General features: G+C 46.2%; 16 protein-coding genes. 7 read left to right on the forward strand and 9 right to left on the reverse strand.

The window, feature by feature from the left end; translation table 11 throughout:
* The first annotated feature begins 32 nt into the window (after positions 1-32).
* The 7 genes from lpxC (at position 33) to F0232_RS09900 (ending at position 11,562) form a co-directional block, all read left to right on the forward strand.
* Complete coding sequence (gene lpxC / locus F0232_RS09870) at positions 33-950, forward strand: UDP-3-O-acyl-N-acetylglucosamine deacetylase (protein WP_004740735.1); 918 nt, start codon at positions 33-35, stop codon at positions 948-950.
* 388 nt (positions 951-1,338) lie between these two features.
* Entirely contained in the window at positions 1,339-4,065 is a 2,727-nt protein-coding gene (gene secA, locus F0232_RS09875) for a preprotein translocase subunit SecA (protein WP_105058994.1), read from the forward strand.
* 309 nt (positions 4,066-4,374) lie between these two features.
* Complete coding sequence (gene mutT, locus F0232_RS09880) at positions 4,375-4,773, forward strand: 8-oxo-dGTP diphosphatase MutT (RefSeq protein WP_008222857.1); 399 nt, start codon at positions 4,375-4,377, stop codon at positions 4,771-4,773.
* 92 nt (positions 4,774-4,865) lie between these two features.
* The gene (dapB, locus tag F0232_RS09885) at positions 4,866-5,690 is read left to right on the forward strand and encodes a 4-hydroxy-tetrahydrodipicolinate reductase (RefSeq protein WP_081090357.1); all 825 of its coding nucleotides are present in this window, start codon (positions 4,866-4,868) and stop codon (positions 5,688-5,690) included.
* Between the two features lie 502 nt (positions 5,691-6,192).
* Positions 6,193-7,332 carry a glutamine-hydrolyzing carbamoyl-phosphate synthase small subunit gene (gene carA / locus F0232_RS09890; RefSeq protein WP_004740731.1) on the forward strand — a complete coding sequence of 380 codons (1,140 nt, stop codon included), beginning with the start codon at positions 6,193-6,195 and terminating at the stop codon, positions 7,330-7,332.
* 16 nt (positions 7,333-7,348) lie between these two features.
* The gene (carB, locus tag F0232_RS09895) at positions 7,349-10,579 is read left to right on the forward strand and encodes a carbamoyl-phosphate synthase large subunit (RefSeq protein WP_105058993.1); all 3,231 of its coding nucleotides are present in this window, start codon (positions 7,349-7,351) and stop codon (positions 10,577-10,579) included.
* Between the two features lie 203 nt (positions 10,580-10,782).
* Positions 10,783-11,562 carry a TSUP family transporter gene (locus tag F0232_RS09900; RefSeq protein WP_061033373.1) on the forward strand — a complete coding sequence of 260 codons (780 nt, stop codon included), beginning with the start codon at positions 10,783-10,785 and terminating at the stop codon, positions 11,560-11,562.
* Here F0232_RS09900 and F0232_RS09905 read toward each other — a convergent pair.
* The 9 genes from F0232_RS09905 to gltB all read right to left on the reverse strand — a co-directional run bounded on the left by F0232_RS09905 (position 11,513) and on the right by gltB (position 23,029).
* Entirely contained in the window at positions 11,513-12,358 is an 846-nt protein-coding gene (locus F0232_RS09905; protein WP_105058992.1) for a LysR family transcriptional regulator, read from the reverse strand. The genes F0232_RS09900 and F0232_RS09905 overlap by 50 nt on opposite strands.
* 62 nt (positions 12,359-12,420) lie before the next feature.
* The gene (locus F0232_RS09910) at positions 12,421-13,002 is read right to left on the reverse strand and encodes a flavodoxin family protein (protein ID WP_105058991.1); all 582 of its coding nucleotides are present in this window, start codon (positions 13,000-13,002) and stop codon (positions 12,421-12,423) included.
* Positions 13,003-13,202: 200 nt separating this feature from the next.
* Entirely contained in the window at positions 13,203-13,820 is a 618-nt protein-coding gene (locus tag F0232_RS09915; RefSeq protein WP_061033370.1) for a TRIC cation channel family protein, read from the reverse strand.
* A 74-nt stretch (positions 13,821-13,894) separates the two neighbouring features.
* Positions 13,895-14,749, reverse strand: a complete 855-nt coding sequence (gene btuF / locus F0232_RS09920) for a vitamin B12 ABC transporter substrate-binding protein BtuF (protein WP_008222870.1) — start codon at positions 14,747-14,749, stop codon at positions 13,895-13,897.
* Between the two features lies 1 nt (position 14,750).
* Positions 14,751-15,704 (reverse strand): cobalamin biosynthesis family protein, encoded by a 954-nt coding sequence (locus F0232_RS09925; RefSeq protein WP_105058990.1) that lies wholly within the window; start codon positions 15,702-15,704, stop codon positions 14,751-14,753.
* A 10-nt stretch (positions 15,705-15,714) separates the two neighbouring features.
* Positions 15,715-16,410 (reverse strand): 5'-methylthioadenosine/S-adenosylhomocysteine nucleosidase, encoded by a 696-nt coding sequence (gene mtnN, locus F0232_RS09930; protein WP_004741524.1) that lies wholly within the window; start codon positions 16,408-16,410, stop codon positions 15,715-15,717.
* 127 nt (positions 16,411-16,537) lie between these two features.
* Positions 16,538-16,966, reverse strand: a complete 429-nt coding sequence (locus F0232_RS09935; protein ID WP_008222873.1) for a DUF1499 domain-containing protein — start codon at positions 16,964-16,966, stop codon at positions 16,538-16,540.
* 170 nt (positions 16,967-17,136) lie between these two features.
* Positions 17,137-18,549: an FAD-dependent oxidoreductase gene (locus F0232_RS09940; RefSeq protein ID WP_105058989.1), complete on the reverse strand. Its 1,413-nt coding sequence runs from the start codon at positions 18,547-18,549 to the stop codon at positions 17,137-17,139.
* A 16-nt stretch (positions 18,550-18,565) separates the two neighbouring features.
* Positions 18,566-23,029 carry a glutamate synthase large subunit gene (gltB, locus tag F0232_RS09945; protein ID WP_105058988.1) on the reverse strand — a complete coding sequence of 1,488 codons (4,464 nt, stop codon included), beginning with the start codon at positions 23,027-23,029 and terminating at the stop codon, positions 18,566-18,568.
* Positions 23,030-23,397 lie beyond the last annotated feature (368 nt).

A 23,397-nucleotide genomic window follows, 5' to 3' on the forward strand; every position in this document is an offset into this window, starting at 1 on the left:
GTGATTTGTAGCACTGATAACGAGGCAAGCAGATGATCAGACAACGTACTCTGAAAGAAATTGTGAAAACAACTGGTGTGGGTCTCCACTCTGGTCGTAAAGTCACACTTACTCTTCGCCCGGCAGCTGCAAATACAGGTATTGTTTACCGTCGTACTGATGTAAATCCACCTGTAGATTTTCCAGCTGATCCAGCATCAGTTCGTGACACTATGTTATGTACTGCTCTTGTGAATGACGAAGGCGTACGTATCTCTACAGTGGAACACCTTAACGCGGCTCTAGCGGGCATGGGCATCGACAATATTATTGTTGAAGTAGATGCACCAGAGATCCCAATTATGGATGGTAGCGCAAGCCCATTCGTATACTTGCTACAGCAAGCGGGTGTTGAAACACTGAATGCACCAAAACGTTTCATTCGCATCAAAAAGCCAGTTCGTTTTGAAGACGGTGATAAGTGGGCAGAGTTTGTTCCATTTAACGGCTTCCGTATGGACTTTGAAATCGAGTTCAACCACCCTGCAATTGAGTCTGACGAACAGCATCTATTGTTTGATTTCTCTTCTCAAGGCTTTGTGAAAGAGATCTCTCGAGCTCGTACTTTCGGCTTCATGCGTGATATCGAATACCTTCAATCACAAAACTTGTGTTTGGGTGGTAGCTTTGACTGTGCAATCGTACTAGACGAATACCGAATTCTTAATGAAGAAGGTCTACGTTTTGACAATGAGTTTGTAACTCATAAAGTGCTAGATGCGATTGGTGACCTTTATATGTGTGGACACGCTATTATCGGTGAATTCCGTGCATACAAATCAGGTCACGGCCTAAACAACCAACTACTACGTGCAGTGCTTGCTGACGCAGAAGCTTGGGAATGGGCAACATTCGAAGAAGAAGCTGGCTCGCCAGTGGCTTTTGCTGAACCAGGAATGGTTCTAGCGTAATTGTTGTTTTCAACAATGTAAGATTTCGAAAACCAGGCTATCGGCCTGGTTTTTTTGTATCTATTTTCCAGATACAGTGTCATCAACATCCGAAAGTCATCGACTAATGGTCGCCAGTCTGGCTAATCCATCAGCAATTAGAAAGAAAAGTTCCAAGCACATCAAACAAATGGGGTTATAAATGGTCGTTGGTGTGAAAATTACTTACACTAAGGGGCATTAATTTTAACTCAAGCCTTGAAAACTCTACTCTCAAGTACAATATCAGAAATACTAGATTTATCTCAGTATCCTTGGTTAGTAACTGAAGACTGGTTCATCGCTAGTAGAGACTGACGGCATTTAAAATAGATCGCGGACGATCTGAGAACGAAGAGATTCCAAGCACATGATTACTAAGCTGCTGACAAAGGTAATTGGCAGTCGCAATGACAGAACACTGCGCCGCCTTAGAAAAATTGTAAAAGAAATTAATAACTACGAGCCAACGTTTGAAGCGCTTTCTGACGAAGAGCTAAAAGCGAAAACTGTTGAGTTTCGTGAGCGCTTAGACAAAGGTGAATCGCTAGACCAACTCCTACCTGAAGCATTTGCTACGGTACGTGAAGCGTCTAAGCGTGTTTACGGCATGCGTCACTTTGACGTGCAAATGATTGGTGGCATGGTTCTAAATGCTGGCCAAATTGCAGAGATGCGTACTGGTGAGGGTAAGACTCTTACAGCAACTCTACCTGCTTATCTTAACGCCCTACCTAGTAAAGGTGTTCACGTAGTAACGGTGAACGACTACCTAGCTAAGCGTGATGCGGAAACTAACCGCCCATTATTTGAATTCCTTGGTATGACTGTTGGCGTGAACGTGCCAAACATGGCTCCACCAGAGAAAAAAGAAGCATACCAAGCGGATATCCTATACGGAACAAACAACGAGTTTGGTTTCGATTACCTACGTGACAACATGGCTTTCCGTGCTGAAGACCGTGTTCAACGCGAACGCTTCTTTGCTGTAGTCGATGAGGTTGACTCAATCTTAATCGATGAAGCGCGTACACCTCTTATTATCTCTGGCCCGGCTGAAGATAGCTCAGATCTTTACACGCGTATTAACACATTGATTCCTCATCTTGAGCGTCAAGATAAAGAAGATTCTGAAGAGTACCGTGGTGAAGGTCACTACACCATGGACGAAAAATCTAAGCAGGTTCACCTGACTGAAAACGGTCAAGAATTTGTTGAAGAGCTAATGGTGAAAAATGGTCTGATGGAAGAGGGCGATACGCTTTACTCTCCAACAAACATCAGCCTACTACACCATGTTAATGCTGCGTTGCGTGCTCACGTATTGTTTGAGAAGAACGTAGACTACATCGTAACTGAAGAAGGCGAAGTGGTTATCGTTGATGAACATACTGGCCGTACAATGCCAGGTCGTCGTTGGTCTGAAGGTTTACACCAAGCTGTTGAAGCAAAAGAAGGTGTGAAGATTCAGAATGAAAACCAAACGCTAGCTTCGATTACCTTCCAAAACTTCTTCCGTCTGTACGAGAAACTGTCAGGTATGACAGGTACAGCCGATACTGAAGCTTTCGAATTCCAGTCTATCTATGGCCTAGAAACGGTTGTTATCCCAACTAACAAACCTATGGTTCGTAACGATATGCCAGATGTGGTTTATCGTACAGAAGAAGACAAATTCAATGCGATCATTGAAGACATTAAAGACCGTGTTGCTGCAGGACAGCCATCACTGGTTGGTACGGTTTCTATCGAGAAATCAGAGCTACTGTCTAACGCACTGAAAAAAGCAAAAATTAAGCACAACGTACTCAACGCGAAATTCCACGAGAAAGAAGCGGAAATCGTAGCGCAAGCAGGTACACCTGGTGCAGTAACCATCGCAACTAACATGGCCGGTCGTGGTACCGATATCGTGTTAGGTGGTAGCTGGCAGTCTGAAGTTGAGAAACTACAAAATCCAACTCAAGAGCAGATCGACAAGATCAAAGCGGATTGGAAAGTGGTTCACGACAAAGTACTAGAGTCAGGTGGTCTACACATCATTGGTACAGAGCGTCACGAATCTCGTCGTATCGATAACCAGCTACGTGGTCGTTCTGGTCGTCAAGGTGATGCAGGTTCTTCACGTTTCTACCTATCAATGGAAGACTCACTACTACGTATCTTCACATCTGATCGTATGGCTGGTCTTATCCAGAGCGGTATGGATGAAGGTGAAGCGATCGAATCTAAGATGCTATCTCGCTCTATCGAAAAAGCACAACGTAAAGTTGAAGGCCGTAACTTCGATATCCGTAAGCAACTTCTAGAGTACGATGATGTAGCCAATGACCAACGTAAGGTGGTTTACGAGCTGCGTGACGAGCTAATGGGCTCTGACGACATCAGCGAAATGATCGAACACAACCGTGAAGACGTGTTTACGTCGGTTATCGATGAGTACATTGCTCCGCAATCGCTAGAAGATATGTGGGACATCGCTGGTCTACAAGATCGTCTGAAGAACGACTTCGACCTAGACTTTGATATTCAAGGCTGGTTGGACGAAGACGACAAGCTTTACGAAGAAGCACTACGTGAACGCATCTTAGGCATGGCTGTTGATGCTTACAAACAGAAAGAAGAAGTGGTTGGTGCACAAGTGCTACGCAACTTCGAGAAGTCTGTAATGCTGCAAACGCTAGATGGTCTATGGAAAGAGCACTTGGCTGCGATGGATCACCTTCGTCAAGGTATCCACCTACGTGGTTACGCTCAGAAGAACCCGAAACAAGAGTACAAGCGAGAGTCGTTTGAACTGTTTGAAGGTCTACTGGATGTACTGAAGTCAGACGTTATTACTATCCTTTCGAAAGTTCGCGTTCAGCAACAAGAAGAAGTAGAAAAGATGGAAGCGCAGCGTCAAGCTCAAGCTGAAGAAGCAGCGCGTCGTGCACAAGCGCAACACGCAACAGCAGAAAACCAGCTAGGTGATGATGAAGCAGAAGCAGCGTCGCCACAAACTGTAGTACGTGATGAGCGTAAAGTTGGCCGTAACGAGCCTTGCCCATGTGGTAGCGGTAAGAAGTACAAACAGTGTCACGGTAAAATCGCGTAAGTTTAATGAATCGTTGCTGTAGCGCATGATAGCTGCGTTGGTGGTACTCACTTACTATCGTAAGCTCCGTGCCACCGCCTTACTCTCAAGTACTACAGCTTAGCTTCATGAAACTGACAAATAGAATATAAAGAGTCGCTTAGGCGGCTCTTTTTGTATGTGAAAATAATACGGTTTCGATTGCGTCATCCTCGAGAGTGAGGGACGAGCGAGTCGGGGATCTTTCGAACTAACCAAAGAGCAGATTCCCTATCTAATTCGTTCCTCATTGTAGGGAATGACGGTAGAGACATAGAAGGAACACCATCAATGAAAAGAATCCATATAGTAGCGGGTATTATCTTCAATCAAGATAAGTCACAGGTATTTATTACAAAGCGCCCAGATGACAAGCACAAAGGCGGCTTTTGGGAGTTTCCTGGTGGCAAGGTTGAAGAGGGCGAAACTATTGAGCAAGCGATGACTCGCGAGCTTGATGAAGAGATCGGTATCAAGGTGACCGAGCAGTCTCTGTTTGAGCATCTTGAATTTGATTACACGGATAAGTCACTTAAGTTCGATTTCATTCTCGTGACTGATTTTGAAGAGCAACCTTATGGTAAAGAAGGTCAGCAAGGTGAATGGGTAAGCCTTGAATCATTGAATCAATACGCCTTTCCTGAAGCAAATGTGCCAATTTTAGAGCGAGTGGTAAAAGAGTTTTCTTAATTGCTAGCCTGAGTTTGAGATTGTTGTTAGTTTAAAGAGATTAATCGAATGAACGTTGCTGCAAGAGAACTGCGGCAACAGTAACCAAAACAATGGAGATATTCGCAGTGGTAAGAATTGCAATAGCAGGAGCAGCGGGTCGTATGGGCCGCAACTTGGTGAAAGCCGCTCATCATAATTCAGAAGCTAGTGTTGGCGCTGGCTCGGAACGTCCCGAGTCATCATTAGTTGGCGTTGATGTTGGCGAGCTATGTGGGGAAGGTCGCTTTGATGTTGCTCTAGTGGATGATTTGTCTAAAGCCATCGAAGAGTTTGATGTGATTGTCGACTTTACCGCACCTGTTAGCACATTAGCGAATATTGAACTTTGTAAACGTCACGGCAAAAAACTTATCATCGGTACGACAGGCTTCTCAGAAGAGGAGAAGCAGGTGATTGACGCTGCTGCAAAAGAGATGCCTATCGTAATGGCACCAAACTACAGTGTAGGTGTTAACCTCGTATTTAAGCTACTAGAAAAAGCCGCTAAAGTGATGGGTGATTACTGTGATGTTGAAATCGTTGAAGCCCACCACCGTCATAAAGTGGATGCACCATCAGGTACTGCAATTGGTATGGGTGAAGCGATCGCCGGTGCTATGGGTAATGAGCTGAACGATGTGGCGGTATGGTCACGTGAAGGCATCACTGGCGAACGTACGAAAGATGAGATTGGTTTCGCAACGATTCGTGCCGGTGACATCATTGGAGAACACACTGCTATGTTTGCAGATATCGGCGAACGAGTGGAGATTACTCATAAAGCGACTGACCGAATGACCTTTGCCAACGGTGCGATCAAAGCTGCTGTTTGGCTCAATGACAAGCCAGCGGGCTTTTATACCATGACAGATGTCCTTGGTTTGAATGATCTGTAAATAGATAATTATGCGCTGGCAATTGCCGGCGCTTTCTTTATTTGCTACCTTTGACGCTGTATCCTTGTTTATCACCTATCTCTTAAACCTACCTTTTAACATCGTTTTCACCTCACTTTTCTTGTTGTTTTGTTGTCTTGGTCTTATTTTTGGATTAGATCTTTAAATCTTCATGTTTTCTGTTTGTATTTATCGATTGCTTTTTGTTGGTGATGTTTTTAGTACTTAAAGGCAGACAAAAGTAATGGGATAAAATTGGAAAATCTCAATATCGTGCTTAATTGACCATGAAAGTTGAACTTTTGGAGCTTTGGAAGGGTAAATTGAATTAGTGCGTACAAATCTTTAATTTCTTTTGCGTTAAATGTTGACACGTATCACGCACATCACTAAAATACCGCCAATTTGTCTAATTTCCATAAACACTCACTTTTAAGTGTTGCAGGAAGGTAGATTTGCAAATTAAATCAATTTTAATGCATATTTATTTCTGGAGGTTGTCTTGAAAAAGTCAGCACTACTTGTCCTAGAAGATGGGACAGTATTTCACGGTGAAGCCATTGGCGCAGTAGGTTCTGCAGTTGGTGAAGTCGTTTTTAATACCTCGATGACGGGGTACCAAGAAATCCTCACTGATCCTTCCTATTCTCAACAAATCGTTACCCTTACTTACCCTCACATTGGCAATACCGGAACCAATTCCGAAGACGAAGAATCCTCTTCAATCCACGCTCAAGGCCTTGTGATTCGCGATCTCCCTCTTATCGCTTCTAACTTCCGTAATGAACAATCCCTTTCTGATTACCTTAAGTCGCAAAACGTTGTTGGTATCGCTGATATCGATACTCGTAAGCTGACGCGTATTCTTCGTGAAAAAGGCGCTCAGAACGGTTGTATTGTAGCGGGTAACAACTTAGACGAAGCTTTGGCTCTAGCTAAGGCAAAAGAATTCCCTGGCCTGAAAGGTATGGACCTTGCGAAAGAAGTTACAACAAAAGAAGCGTATCAATGGAAACAAGGTTCGTGGACGCTTACGGGTGGACTTCCTGAAGCGAAAGCAGACTCAGAATTGCCATACCACGTTGTTGCTTATGACTTCGGTGCAAAACGAAACATCCTACGAATGCTCGTTGACCGCGGCTGCCGCCTAACGGTTGTTCCAGCTGAAACTTCTGCTGAAGAAGTGCTTGCACTAAACCCAGACGGTGTATTCCTTTCAAATGGCCCTGGTGACCCAGAACCATGTACTTACGCAATTGAAGCGACAAAAGTGTTTCTAGAAAAAGGCTTACCAATCTTTGGTATCTGTCTAGGCCACCAAATTCTTGCTCTTGCGTCAGGCGCTAAGACAGTGAAGATGAAGTTTGGTCACCACGGTGCAAACCATCCAGTTAAAGATTTAGATCGTGATGTTGTGATGATTACTTCACAAAACCACGGCTTTGCTGCTGACGAAGACACACTACCTGAAAACCTACGTGCAACGCACAAGTCGCTATTTGATGGTTCTCTACAAGGTATCCACCGTACAGACAAACCAGCATTTAGCTTCCAAGGTCACCCAGAAGCAAGCCCAGGTCCAGAAGACGCAGCGCCGTTATTCGACCACTTCATTGAACTAATTAAAAAGCACACAGCGTAATTCGGAGTAGTAGACAATGCCAAAACGTACTGACATTAAAAGTATTCTAATTCTAGGTGCTGGCCCGATCGTTATCGGCCAAGCATGTGAGTTCGATTACTCTGGTGCTCAAGCTTGTAAAGCGCTTCGCGAAGAAGGTTACCGAGTTATTCTTGTAAACTCGAACCCAGCGACCATCATGACTGACCCTGATATGGCTGATGCAACTTACATCGAGCCTATCCAATGGGAAGTTGTTCGCAACATCATTGCGAAAGAGAAGCCAGATGCAGTTCTACCTACAATGGGTGGCCAAACAGCACTAAACTGTGCACTAGACCTAGAGAAACACGGTGTTCTTGAAGAGTTCGGTGTAGAGATGATTGGTGCAACGGCTGACGCTATCGATAAAGCAGAAGACCGTTCTCGTTTCGATAAAGCGATGAAGTCTATCGGCCTTGAGTGTCCACGTGCGGATACTGCGAAAACCATGGAAGAAGCTTACGGCGTTCTAGATATGGTTGGCTTCCCATGTATCATCCGTCCATCATTCACTATGGGTGGTACTGGCGGTGGTATCGCATACAACAAAGAAGAATTTGAAGAAATCTGTCGTCGTGGTCTGGACCTATCTCCAACCAACGAGCTTCTAATCGATGAATCTCTTATCGGTTGGAAAGAGTACGAGATGGAAGTCGTTCGTGACAAAGCGGACAACTGTATCATCGTATGTGCGATTGAAAACTTTGACCCAATGGGCATCCACACCGGTGATTCAATCACAGTTGCACCAGCACAGACGCTAACAGACAAAGAATACCAATTAATGCGTAACGCTTCTCTAGCGGTACTGCGTGAGATTGGTGTTGAAACGGGTGGTTCTAACGTACAGTTTGGTATCAACCCGAAAGATGGCCGTATGGTTATCATCGAGATGAACCCACGTGTATCTCGTTCTTCTGCTCTAGCGTCTAAAGCGACAGGTTTCCCAATCGCTAAGATTGCAGCGAAACTGGCTGTGGGTTACACATTAGATGAACTGCAAAATGACATCACGGGTGGAGCAACACCAGCATCATTCGAACCAACAATCGACTACGTAGTAACTAAGATCCCTCGTTTTAACTTCGAGAAATTTGCAGGTGCTAACGACCGTCTAACGACGCAGATGAAGTCTGTTGGTGAAGTTATGGCTATCGGTCGTAACCAACAAGAATCTCTACAAAAAGCACTTCGCGGCCTAGAAGTTGGCGCGACTGGCTTTGACGAAATGGTTGACCTAGATGCGCCAGACGCACTAACAACAATTCGTCACGAACTAAAAGAAGCTGGCGCAGAGCGTATTTGGTACATCGCGGATGCATTCCGTGCGGGTATGTCTGTAGATGGCGTATTTAACCTAACGCAAATCGACCGTTGGTTCCTAGTTCAAATCGAAGACATCGTTAAGCTTGAGCAAGAACTTAAAGCGAAAGGCTTTGCTGGCTTGAACAAAGACGAGCTAAACAAGCTTAAGCGTAAAGGTTTTGCGGATGCACGCCTATCTAAGATTCTAGGTGTAGCGGAAAGCGAAATCCGTCGTCTACGTGACCAATACGATATCCACCCAGTTTACAAGCGCGTTGATACGTGTGCGGCTGAGTTCTCTTCAGACACGGCTTACATGTACTCATCTTACGATGACGAGTGTGAAGCGAACCCAACAAACAAAGACAAGATCATGATTCTTGGTGGCGGTCCAAACCGTATCGGCCAAGGTATTGAATTTGACTACTGTTGTGTACACGCATCACTAGCTCTACGTGAAGATGGCTACGAAACTATCATGGTTAACTGTAACCCTGAGACTGTTTCAACGGATTACGACACATCTGACCGTCTGTACTTCGAACCAGTAACACTGGAAGACGTACTAGCAATCGCTCGTGTTGAGAAGCCAAAAGGCGTTATCGTTCAGTACGGTGGTCAAACACCACTGAAACTGGCTCGCGCACTTGAAGCGGCTGGCGTGCCAATCATCGGTACTAGCCCTGACGCAATCGACCGTGCAGAAGACCGTGAGCGTTTCCAAGTTGCTGTTGACCGTCTAGGTCTTCTACAGCCAGAGAACGCGACAGTAACAACAATGGAACAAGCGGTAGAGAAATCTCGCGAAATCGGCTTCCCATTGGTTGTACGTCCTTCTTACGTACTTGGTGGTCGTGCGATGGAAATCGTATACGATGAGCAAGACTTACGTCGCTACTTCAACGAAGCAGTAAGCGTGTCGAACGAATCTCCAGTTCTTCTTGATAGCTTCCTAGACGACGCGGTTGAAGTGGATATCGATGCTATCTGTGACGGTGAGCGCGTAGTTATCGGCGGTATCATGGAGCACATCGAACAAGCGGGTGTTCACTCAGGTGACTCAGCATGTTCTCTTCCTGCATACACGCTAAGCCAAGAAATCCAAGACGTAATGCGTGAGCAAGTTGAAAAGCTAGCGTTCGAGTTGGGTGTTCGTGGTCTGATGAACACGCAATTTGCTGTTAAGAACAACCAAGTGTACCTAATCGAGGTTAACCCTCGTGCAGCACGTACGGTACCGTTCGTATCTAAAGCAACGGGTGCACCAATCGCTAAGATTGCAGCACGTGTAATGGCGGGTCAATCGTTAGAGTCTCAAGGCTTTACCAAAGAAATCATCCCACCGTACTACTCAGTGAAGGAAGTGGTACTTCCATTCAACAAGTTCCCTGGAGTTGACCCACTATTAGGCCCAGAAATGCGCTCTACTGGTGAAGTTATGGGTGTTGGTGCAACGTTCGCAGAAGCATACTCTAAAGCTGAATTGGGTTGTGGCAACATTTACCCAGAAGGCGGTCGTGCACTTCTTTCTGTTCGCGAAGGCGACAAAGAACGCGTTGTAGACCTAGCATCTAAGCTATCTAAGCTTGGTTACCAGCTAGACGCAACACACGGTACAGCAGTGATTCTTGGCGAAGCGGGCATCAACCCACGTCTAGTAAACAAGGTACACGAAGGCCGTCCTCACATTCTTGACCGTATCAAGAACAACGAGTATACCTACATCGTGAACACTGCAGCTGGCCGTCAAGCGATTGAAGACTCTAAAGTTCTTCGTCGTGGTGCACTTGCTGAGAAGGTAAACTACACGACTACGCTAAACGCAGCATTTGCGACATGTATGGCGCACACTGCAGACGCGAAGACGACAGTAACTTCTGTTCAAGAGCTACACGCACAGGTGAAAGCTTCTCAAGCTTAATTTGTCTTAGCTCAGCTAACTGAACTGAAGTTAGCGGATATAAATGCTCAAAGCCCACTCTTCGGAGTGGGCTTTTTATGTCCGTGATACAGCGTTAGTTAAATGATGAATATTTGGAATAGGTTAGAATCTTGTGTTTCGTTATTGATCACCAGCTCAGGATGGTAAGTTGTCGCTACACGAGACTTTGAGGCGTTGGGTATATGGAAATCACTCTGGAAATATTGGCTATTTTGTTTGTTGTCGCAACAGCAGCGGGCTTTATCGATGCGATGGCTGGCGGTGGCGGGCTACTGACTTTGCCAGCACTACTCGCAGCGGGAGTTCCACCGACACAAGCCCTAGCAACTAACAAGCTTCAAAGCTCTTTCGGCAGTTTTTCCGCAAGTTGGTACTTCGTGCGTAACGGGATCGTTAGTATTAAGGAGATGCGCCTCGCCATTTTGTGTACCTTCATTGGCTCGGCGATTGGGGCAGAACTCGTTCAGTTCATTGATGCGAGCTTGTTGACTAGTGTGATCCCTCTGCTGCTGATCGCTATCTCACTCTACTTCCTATTAGCGCCACAAACCAAGACCTCTGAAGGTAAACAGAAGATCTCTGAAGCGATGTTTGCTTTGTGCGTTGGTGGTGGTGTTGGCTTTTACGATGGCTTCTTTGGACCAGGTACTGGCTCTATCTTTACTGTCTGCTTTGTTGCAATTGGTCACTTCTCTTTAGTCGATGCTACGGCACGCACTAAGGTGTTGAACTTTACCTCTAACATCGCTGCACTGATCTTCTTTATTTTGGCAGGCTTGCCAATCTGGGAGCTCGGCTTAGTGATGGCAATTGGCGGCTTTATGGGGGCTCAGCTGGGCGCGAAAGTGGTGGTGACAAAAGGGCAGAAGTGGATCCGCCCCCTTGTGATCGTGATGTCGATGCTCATGGCGTCTAAACTGCTCTGGGAACAGCATCAACAATGGATTCTATCAGTGTTTTAACTCGTGGAGACTGGTAGCTATTTGGTCTTACACAGACATGAATCGGCCGGATTAAGCCCGCTAATTCCTGGAAGCTATACAGATATTGAGACTCAATATTGAGTGTTTTTACGATAGAGAGCGGAATTAAAGCAGGACCAGTTCCACCTAGTGCAAGTTGCGCTGCGGCAGTGTAGGCATCCATCTCCATCAAAGGTTTGATACCAAATTTTTCTAATACTGAGAGTTGGTAAGAGTTGGCGGGGTTAGTCATATCATTAGTGATGACTTTGGGTGGAAGCCCGTTTAACGGCAATTTACTTACAATGAAAAAGGGCTCGTCGAACAGATGAAACGTCATCAATCCATGATGCGGCGGCAACAAGCCTGCGCATAACCCTAGGGTTGCCTTGCCGGACTGAACTCGCTCGATGATTCTGGGCGTGTGGTTGGTGGTTATCGTGATGTATTTATCTTGTTGGATAAACTGTCCCATCATTTCACCTAAATAGCCGGCTATCAGAGACTTAGAGCTGTCTAAGGTAATGAGAGTCGTATCTTCTAACTCTTGCTGTTCATAAATAAGACCACGAAGTTCATTGAACGTAGGACCAATACTCTCGATCAGTGCTATGGCGTCTGGCGTGAGTTTTATCTGACGACCGCTCGGCTCAATCAGCTTTTTCCCCAACTTCTTTTCTAAGTTAGCAATCCGTTTGCTTACCGCTGATTGGCTGATATACAGCAGGCTGCCAGTGCGGCTCATGGTTTTGGCTTTACTCAAAACTAAGAGAGTTTCGATTCCTTCGAGTAGCATTTGATGATATTCATGAAAGTTGGGAATGATACGTCCAACTTATCTCAATCAAGGCTGCTGCTCTAGCTTTTGTTTACGAGTTCTTGAACCAAGCTGGCGATTCTTGAACCGTAGTATTGAGCCGTGAGTAAGTCATTGTGGTTAACGCTATCTTCACCATCATCGATACTAGACACCAAACCAATATTTGAACCAGTGCGGTTTAACCCTAAATTATCTGTGTGTCTTGAGGCGTCTAAGCCAACCCAAATCATGCCGTGCTGACAAGCTAGAGTGAAAAAGCTAAGCAGGGTTTGTTGTTGCTCTCCGTTAAGACTGCCTCCAGTGGTGAAGCCAGCAGCGAGCTTGTTGCGCCATAATTTCTTGCAGTAGTTGTCACTGCTCGCATCCATAAAGCTTTTAAACTGAGCGGCAGGTGAACCCATGTAGGTTGGAGCCCCAAAAACGATCGCATCACAACTGTCTAGGAGTTTGAGCTTTTCGTCATTGTCATATCGGCCTTCAATGATCTCCGAAGGCAGCACTTCGATGAGTAGGGCTGAGTCAGGTAGCTGTGTGTTTACACCCTCTGCGAGTAGTTCGGCGACCTGCTTAGTTGCGCCGCATTTAGAGAAGAAAACAATTCCAATTTTATTACTGCTCATCCTAGAGCCCTCATTGTTAGTAAATGAATATGTTTATAAAGTCATTCGTTTACTAATATAGCTCGTCAATTGATTAAGTAAATATAAAACATTACTAAGCTGGGGCGGAAGTGACTTGAGGCGGAGAAGCAGAGCAGGAGTCTGAGGTGGCAAGATTAAAAAAGGCCCCTAAGTGGAGCCCTTTTATTTTTAGCGATAGCTTATTTAATCGCGAAAGTTGGTAACGATAAGTGCCATCGAATGGCGCCAAGTCTGATCAACAATGTAGAGAATACGCCGGCTAGGAATGCGGTCTCTGAATCGTGGCCCATGCGAATAGCCATAGTGTGGAATGCACCGCCGATGATACAAGCGGTCGCGTAGACTTCGCTTCGCAGGATCATCGGTACTTCTCGGGCAAGTACGTCACGAATAATGCCGCCGCCACAGCCTGTAATTACGCCCATGATGATGGCAACCAATGCTGAATCTTGATAAGCCAATGCTTTTTCAACACCAATACCAACGAACACAGCTAAACCTATGGCGTCACAGACGGGTAGGATCCACCATGCCAAACGCTTGGGGCGTCTCACGATGATCATCGTTAATAAACAGGTAACGATAATGACCCAAAGGTAGGTGGTATCGGTTATCCAAAAAACAGGAGTAGCACCCAGTGCCATGTCTCGAATTGTACCTCCGCCGATAGCGGTTACACTGCCGAGAACGGCGACACCAAAAGGGTCCATTTTTAGGCGTCCAGCAACAAATACGCCTGAGATAGCAAAGATGGCAGTGCCAAATAAATCGATAATATAAAGCAGCATGGAGTCCATGATACTGGTGCTCTTATTGTTAAAATTGTAGGGACAGGTCGGTGGCGAATTGTACGAAAAAACAGACTAAAAAGTTAGTGATTTTCTCGGACTCTATCGAAGTAATCGCACACTTGCTGGATAGCTTGCAAAGTTCTTGTGGTTGGTCGGTTAATCCAGTCTGAATTGAGCGACCATATCTGATTTTTAGCGACGGCTGGGATCTCTTCCGCCCACGATTGCCACATGGTTCCATTCTCAATAGCGTGCTGAGAAGTGAAGATCACTTGCGGTTTATTCAGCACAACTTGCTCAATACCGACTTGCGGGTAGGGTGAAGCGCTGTCTTCAAAAATATTTCGGCCGCCACAAAACTCAAATACTTCACTTGGCCAGTGTCCTTGTGCCACGGTGATAATAGGTTTTTCACTTAGCTGGTAGAAGTAGCTGACAGGCTCCGCATCTTTGTATTTTAGCCTTAATGCGTTGAGCTGCTCTTTGTATTGCTTAGCATTATTCTCACCGATACTCGGATCGCTGGCGTATTGGCTAAGTTGCTCTATATTGGTCGCGATGCTGTCTAGGCTTTTGGTTTTCGAGTAATAAATATTAAAGCCAAACTGCTCCAGTTTCGCCAGTTCTCTCGGTGGGTTACCCGCTGGCCAAGCAAGGATAAGATCTGGCTGAAGCGCGATGATTTTCTCAACCTTGATACCTTGATAGTTTGCCACTTTTTCTAGCTTATCGGCTTGTGGTGGGTAATCACTTCGTTCACTCACAGCAACTAAGTTATCGCCTAAACCCGCACTGTATGCGAGCTCTGTGGCGTGAGGGGCTAAGCTGACCACGCGTTTTGCCTTAGTTACTTCGGTTGCAAGCGTGCTTGGTATCCATAAGCTAAAGCTGATCGCGAAAGTTGCACATGATGTAACAAGTTGAGAGGGTTTCACTTTAAATCCCTTGGTGAATAATGAGTAAGGCTAAGCTTTGTAAGAATATCCAAATAGCGATGCGTCCAAATAGCAGCTTTTGAACCTGTGATAAGTGCAGTGCGGATGGGGCGATTCTTCCGCCTAATTTTGCGCGAATGGCTTTGGTATCGTTGTAAATAGCCGGACCACCGAGTGATAGATCAAGCTTATTGCCTACTGCTGTAATCAACCACGCAGGGCCTGGCAGAGGCCAAGAGCGACTTTGAGTTAGCATCATCTTAAGTGTGTGAGACGCTTTATCACCGCATACGATCATCAAAGCAAATAAACGCATTGGGATAAATTCAAGGATCGCGACGATTTTGATGGCTGTTGAGCCAAAAGGAGAGAACTGCTTGCGACTTGGTGACCAAGCTCGAGCTAATTCGATAATCAGGCGATACATCAACGCCGCGATTCCGCCTCCGATGGCGTACCAAAACAGCACACAAACCACATTGCGACCGTAGCCCATAATGATGGTTTCAGCCCCAGCTTTCCCGAGCCCTAATGATGATAGTGAATCTGTTTGGCGATTGACAATCGGAGCCAGCAATTGGCGCGCTGTCACTTTATCTTCTCGGCTAAGTGTTTTGATGAGCTGGTTTGCCAGCTTTTCATTATTACGCCAATCAATGGCGAGCAGTAACAAAGCCAGTTGGAATAGTTGAGTTTGCCAAACCAGAGGTTGCAGTGCCAAGAGAAGAATCAGAGTTGGAAGTACCATTAATCCCCAGGCTAAGGTGCCAGAAATCAGGCTTTGGGAATAGTTTTGGTTGTTATTAACCTTGCTTGCTAAAAGCTCAGCAAACTTATGCCATAAGGTCGTGGGGTGTGCGGCATGAGGGATAGGTAGAATCAAATGAAAAAGCAGTGCTCCCCACATTACAAGGAGCACGCCATTTGCAAATACCTGATCAAACAGTGTTTGCATGCTTAGTCGCTTACTTTAGTAGGGCAACCATTTTGATAACCATTTCAGAAGAGCTTTGTGCTGCTAGTGGCAGGAACTCTTCAAAACTCATTGGCGATTCTTTGTCTGCAACGTCAGAGATTGCACGAACAACCACAAATGGTACTTGGAACTGGTGACAAGCTTGAGCAATCGCAGAAGCTTCCATTTCTACAGCAACCACAGATGGGAAGTGTTTACGGATGAACTCTTGGCGTTCTGCTGTGCAAACAAATGCGTCGCCAGTACAGATAAGGCCACGAACCGCGTGCTTGTCTTCCATTTGAGCTAGCGCTTGCTCAGCTACTTTCATCAGGTTCTCGTCAGCTTTGAATGCAGCTGGTTGACCTGCCATCTGGCCGATTTCGTAACCGAAAGCTGTTACGTCTGCGTCGTGGTGACGTACTTCTGTAGAGATAACTACATCGCCAAGGTTTAGAGTTGAATCAAAACCGCCAGCAGAGCCCGTGTTTAGAACGACATCTGGTTGGTATTCGCTTAGTAGGATAGAGGTACCAACAGCCGCAGCTACTTTACCAATGCCTGATTGAAGCAAAACAACGTCAACACCATTTAGCTGACCAGAGAAAAAGGTACAACCGCCTTTATTAACTTCAGTAATGTCTGAAATAGCTGCTTTTAGGATCGCAACTTCTTGCTCCATTGCGCCAATGATGCCGATTTTCATGTGTAGTCTCTTAATTAAAAAATATTTAAACAGTAGAGCGAAATTGTAGCATGGATAAGAAGCGTCGAGCGACTGCCCAGAAGCACTTCTCATCCGAATAGTGTGGATTTACTCCAGTATTCTTTGTCTATTTGATTAGACCTTCGCTTTGCAAGCTAGCACGAAGTTGTTCTGCTCGTTTACGGTTCACACCAAAGTCAGAGTAGCCAGTGCGGGACTCTGAACGAACGATGAGCTTGTCTCCATCGACTTTTAACTCAAGGTCATCGACAAAGCGCATGATGCGTGATGTGCACTCAACACGCAGGTAATCATCGGTTTTGTTGGCCGTTTTCGCGCCCGGCAAAGTCAAAGCGACTTGCTCAATGGCATCAAGGCTTGCTGAATCGGATAGCTCGTATGCAGCCAAAGCGTGTTGTTCACGGTCATCTTGTGTTGATACGCAATTTGGTTTGTCACCACAAGGTGATGAAGTTCTGTCTTTCATGTCCGTAATCCCTTGGCTGCAAGCGGTTAAAGTTAAAAGTGATAGCGAGAGGAGAGCGGCTTTTTTCATAGTGTTTCCTATGGCGAATTTTAGTTTTAATTGTAGTTCTCGGTATTGGTTAATTTTCGATTGTTTTACGTATTTTTTATTATGCCGTTAGTAAACGTATCGAACTTAAAAAAGGATCCATATGCGGATCCTTTTTTATAGTAACGAACTGAGTAATAAAGGAAACCTAATCACACTTCTAGATAATCCAATATCCCTTCAGCGGCTTTGCGGCCTTCATCGATAGCGGTCACCACTAAATCTGAGCCGCGAACCGCATCGCCACCGGCAAATATTTTGCTGTTGGTGGTTTGGTACTGAAACTCTTGCTGACCAGGCGCTTTAATGCGGCCCCATTGATCAAGCTCGACACCGAAAGGTTCTAACCATTCCATAGCGTGAGGTTGGAAACCAAATGCCATGATCACGGCATCGGCTTCAAGAATGTGCTCACTGCCTTCAACAGGTTCTGGGCGGCGACGGCCTGCTTCATCAGGTTCACCTAATGCGGTTTTCACGACTTTAACGCCAGCAACATGCCCAGAACTATCAAGCTCTAAGCCGATAGGCTGGAGGTTAAACTTGAACTTCACGCCTTCTTCACGTGCATTCTTCACCTCACGGCGAGAGCCCGGCATGTTGGCTTCATCTCGACGGTAAGCACACACCACATCTGCCGCATTCTGACGAATAGAGGTTCGAACGCAATCCATCGCGGTATCACCACCACCCAGCACGACGACTTTCTTACCTTGCATATCGATAAATGGGGTTGGGTTGTCCAGTTCCATGACCTTGTAGGTATTAGAAATCAAGAATGGCAGAGCGTCATAAACACCCGGAGCATCTTCATTATCTAGACCTGCACGCATGTTCTTATAAGTGCCGACACCAAGGAAAACAGCGTCGTAATCATCGACCAGCTCTTGAAGTTGAATGTCTTTGCCAACTTCGATATTCATTCGGAACTCAACACCCATCTCGCTAAAGATGCGGCGGCGATTCTCCATGATACCTTTCTCAAGCTTGAACGATGGAATACCAAACGTCAGTAGACCGCCGATCTCCGGATAGCGGTCAAACACAACAGCTTTTACGCCATTGCGTACCAAGATATCAGCCGCCGCTAGACCTGCCGGCCCTGCACCGATGATCGCGACCTTTTTATCGGTCCATTCAACGTGAGACATGTCAGGCTTCCAACCCATCTCAAAGGCTTTGTCGGTAATGTACTTTTCAATATTGCCAATGGTTACTGCACCGAAATCGTCATTGAGGGTACAAGAGCCCTCACACAAGCGGTCTTGAGGGCAAACTCGACCGCAAACCTCAGGCAGGCTGTTGGTTTGGTGAGACAGTTCAGCGGCTTCGATAATACGCCCTTCATTGGCAAGCTTAAGCCACTGAGGGATGTAGTTGTGAACAGGACATTTCCATTCACAGTATGGGTTACCACAGTCTAAACAACGGTCTGCTTGCGCTTTCGCTTGCTGTTTAGTGAAAGGTTCGTAGATCTCTACAAACTCAATCTTACGTATCTTGATTGGTTTCTTCGCTGGGTCTACGCGATTCACATCAATAAATTGGTATACATTCTGGCTCATTATTGGCTCCTTCCAATTATTGCGCTTGAACACGAAGTTCAGCTGAGCTGCGGCTTTGGTGGCCGAGCAAGGTGTTGAGATCCGCCGTCTTTGGTTTCACTAGGTAGAACTTCGGAATCCATTCATCAAAGTTCGCCAGAATAGCTTCAGCGTGTACTGAGCCCGTCTCTTCTAAGTGCTCTGCAATTAAGCCACGCAGATGTTCTTGGTGGATATATAAGTCAGATAGAGAAAGCGCCTCAACCGACTCGTTGTTCACTCGGCCTTGGAAGTCTTCGTTCTTGTCCATGACATAAGCGAAGCCACCCGTCATACCTGCACCGAAGTTAACGCCAGTTGCGCCAAGAATGGCAACAATACCGCCCGTCATGTATTCACAGGCGTTGTCACCCGCACCCTCAATCACTGCAACCGTGCCTGAGTTACGTACGCCAAATCGTTCGCCAGCCGTACCTGCAGCAAATAACTTGCCTCCGGTTGCACCATACAAACAGGTGTTACCTATGATGGTTGCTTCGTTACAAGTAAATGCGGTGCCTTGGTGAGGTTTGATAACCACCTTACCGCCAGCCATGCCTTTACCAACATAGTCATTAGCATCACCCGTTAGGTAAAGCTCTACGCCGCCTGCGTTCCAAACAGCAAAGGATTGGCCTGCGGTACCATCGAGATACAATTTGATTGGTGAACCAGCCATGCCTTGGTTGCCATATCGCTTAGCAATTTCGCCAGAGATACGTGCGCCTATCGAGCGGTCTGTATTAATCACGTTGTAGTAAAGGCTGGTGGATTGTCTTTTCTCAATCGCATCGAGTGCATCATCCAGGATCTGCTGGTTGAGCTGAGCCTTATCAAATGGCGCGTTTGGTTCGGTCCAATACAGAGGGTGACCCTCTGGTGATACTGGAGCTTCCAGTATCGATGAGAGATCCAACTTACTCTGTTTTGCAGTCAGGCCTTCAACGGCCTCCAGTAAATCTGTGCGTCCAATTAGATCAGTGAGTTTTTCTACACCAAGGTCAGCAAGGTGTTGGCGAACTTCATCGGCTAAGCCAGTAAAGTAGTTCACCACCATATCAGGCAAGCCTTTGAAATATTCGCGGCGCAATGTTTCATCTTGAGTTGCAACGCCTGTCGCACAGTTATTGAGGTGGCAGATTCGTAAGAATTTACAACCCATTGCCACCATTGGTGCGGTACCAAAGCCAAAGCTTTCTGCACCGAGAATCGCGCCTTTAATCACATCGAGACCGGTTTTCAATCCACCGTCGACTTGCAGGCGGATCTTATGACGAAGCCCGTTAGCAACCAGTGCTTGCTGAGTTTCGGCTAAGCCAAGCTCCCAAGGGCAACCTGCGTATTTCACCGAGGTTAGTGGGCTCGCTGCGGTACCGCCATCGTAACCAGAAATGGTGATCAGATCGGCGTAGGCTTTTGCTACACCAGTCGCGATAGTACCAACACCCGGTTCCGACACTAACTTCACTGAAACTAATGCGTTAGGGTTCACTTGCTTGAGGTCGAAAATCAGCTGCGCTAGATCCTCGATCGAGTAAATATCGTGATGTGGAGGCGGGGAAATCAGAGTGACACCCTGAACCGAATATCTCAGTTTAGCGATCTCTGCTGTGACCTTATGACCTGGCAGCTGACCACCTTCTCCGGGCTTCGCTCCTTGTGCGACCTTGATTTGCAGAACATCCGCATTGGTTAGGTAATGTGGTGTTACGCCAAATCGGCCAGACGCAATTTGTTTGATGCGTGAGTTACGGTCGGTGCCAAAACGTCGTGGATCTTCACCGCCTTCGCCTGAGTTTGAGTAACCACCCAAGCGGTTCATCGCCATTGCCAGCGCTTCATGCGCTTCTGGGCTAAGGGCACCAATCGACATCGCCGCTGAGTCAAAGCGTTTAAAGAGTTCACTGCTTGGTTCTACTTGCTCAAGGGCTAATGGTTTATCGGCTTTTTTTAGGCTCATCAAGTCACGTAACATAGCCGCAGGGCGAGCATTTACCTGCTTAGCAAAAGAGAGGTAATCCGACGTTTCGCCAGTTTTTACTGCGGTTTGCAGTGTACCGACTACATCTGGGTTATAGGCGTGGTATTCACCACCATGGACGTATTTCAGTAAACCACCGTGCTCGATAGGCTTACGCTTTGTCCACGCCTTACGAGACAGGTTGTAAATATCTTGCTGGAAATCGCTAAAGCTTGCGCCTTGAATTCGAGTAGTTACTCCGCGGAAACAGAGCTCAACGACATCGGAATGCAAGCCAACGGCTTCGAAAAGCTGTGAACAGCGGTAAGAAGCAATGGTTGAAATACCCATCTTCGACATGATCTTATACAGACCTTTGTTGATGCCGTTTTGGTAGTTCTGCATCGCGGTACGATAGTCTTTATCTAAAGATCCATCATCGAGCATCTTGCCTAACGCTTCATAAGCAAGGTACGGATAAACCGCAGTCGCACCAAAGCCAAGTAGCACCGCGAATTGGTGTGGATCGCGAGCGGTTGCTGTTTCCACTACGATGTTGGCATCACAACGCAGGTTGGTATCAGCAAGGCGAGTCTGTACTGCACCCACCGCCATTGCTGCTGGAATTGGCAGTTTGTCTTTCTCTAAACCTTTGTCCGATAACACAACCAAAACGGCACCTTCGCGGACTTCTTGTTCGGCGCTATCACATACCGCTTTGATCGCTTGTTCAAGGTCTTGCTGCGCTGGATCGTAGTGCATGCTTAGGATCGCATGGCGGTAGTGTTTTTGGTTCAGTTGCAAAAGTTGCTGCATGTCTGAGTAAAGTAGAACAGGAGAATCAAATGTCACACGGTAGGCGTGTCCATCTGTTTCACAGAACACGTTCATCTCTTGGCCAATACTGGTGGCGAGCGACATCACATGCTTTTCACGCAGAGGATCAATCGGTGGGTTGGTGACTTGGGCAAACTTCTGACGGAAATAATCAGTGACTAGTCGCTCTTTTGAAGAGAGTACCGCCATTGGCGTGTCGTCGCCCATTGAGCCGACCGCTTCCTGTCCCATGTCACCAAGCACGCGTAATACCTGATCGGACTCTTCGTTGCTCATTGCAAACTGTTTTTGGTAGGTTTTGAGCCTGTCATCGTCGAAGCTACGTTTACCCACTTGGTCATCATCGAGCTCAGAAAATTGTGTTAGCTTGTGAACGTTCTTTTCCATCCACTCTTTGTAAGGGTGGCGACTTTTGAGGTCATTATCGATCTCGTTAGATTGCCATAGCTTGCCACGGCGAGTATCTATAACCAGTAGTTCACCTGGCCCAACACGACCTTTTTCTGCTACTTCATCTGGCGCGTAGTTCCAAATACCAACTTCTGATGCCAGTGTGATTAGGTTGTCTTTGGTAATGACATAACGCGCAGGACGCAGGCCATTTCTATCGAGGTTACATGCCGCGTAACGACCGTCAGATAGAACGATACCAGCAGGGCCATCCCACGGTTCCATGTGCTTGGAGTTGAAGTCGTAAAAGGCACGCAGGTCTGGATCCATGTCTGGGTGATTCTGCCAAGCGGGCGGCACAAGCATGCGCATCGCTCGAAACACATCCATACCACCGGCTAGGAATAGGTCGAGCATGTTATCTAGGCTTGAGGAGTCAGAGCCGGTTTCATTCACGAAAGGGGCCGCGGTTTGCAAATCTGGCAGCAGTGGTGAGGAGAATTTATAGGCACGAGCTTTAGCCCACTGTCGGTTACCTTCTATGGTATTGATTTCACCATTGTGCGCCAAATAGCGGAATGGTTGAGCCAGCGGCCAGCGCGGTTGTGTGTTGGTTGAGAAACGCTGGTGGAACAGACATATTGCTGATTCCATGCGTAAGTCTGCAAGATCGAGGTAAAATCGCGGAAGATCGGCAGGCATACACAAGCCTTTGTAGACCATCACTTGTGTTGAAAGGCTACAGATATAGAAATCTTTGTCTTCGGTGATCTGTTTTTCAATTCTGCGACGCGCGATGTATAAGCGGCGTTCGATATCGCGCTCACGCCAACCGGCAGGAGCAGAGATAAACACTTGCTGAATGTTTGGAACAGAATCTTTTGCGATAGGACCTAATACCTCGGTATTAGTCGGAACTTCGCGCCAACCTGCAATAGTCAATGTCTCTTGAGCGAGTTCTTTATTGACGATCTCTTGTGCGGATTGTGCTTTAACTGGGTCTTGGCTGAAGAAAATCATGCCGACAGCGTATTGCTTGCCGAGGTTAAAATTATTCTCTTCTGCAATAATTCTTAAATAGGAGTCAGGCTTCTGTAGTAGTAAGCCACAGCCATCTCCGGTTTTACCATCCGCGGCGATACCACCACGGTGTGTCATGCGATCTAGGGCTGAAATAGCAGTTCTTACCAACTTATGACTAGGTTGGCCTTCCATTTGCGCTATTAAACCAAATCCACAGTTGTCTTTTTCAAGACTAGGATCATATAGAGCCATTGCAATTCTCCCTTTTGCTTCTCTGTCATCCAGACAGTAAATGACTAACTATTCATGTACTTGTTATTTTTTATGAACTTATAGTCTTTTAGCTAGTTCAACGTTATCCCTTGTGTTAACAAAACTCAGTGGTTTTATTTTCACCAGTTTTACAACGTATAGCTAATTGTGTTTAAGGTCAAGTTCATGGTTAATTATCATGCGTAAACGCGATTAACCACGTAATAATCTAAAATAGTCGATTGATATCAGTTAGATATGAGTGGTAAATGTTAATGATATTTAACATTTATAGTGGCGGAGTAGTTGTGAGAGGGAAAGGCTAGATAGAAAAAAGGCTAGCATCGAGTGCTAGCCAAATATAAAAG

The sequence above is a fragment of the Vibrio sp. T3Y01 genome, assembly GCF_013114525.1.
GTDB lineage: Bacteria > Pseudomonadota > Gammaproteobacteria > Enterobacterales > Vibrionaceae > Vibrio > Vibrio chagasii_B.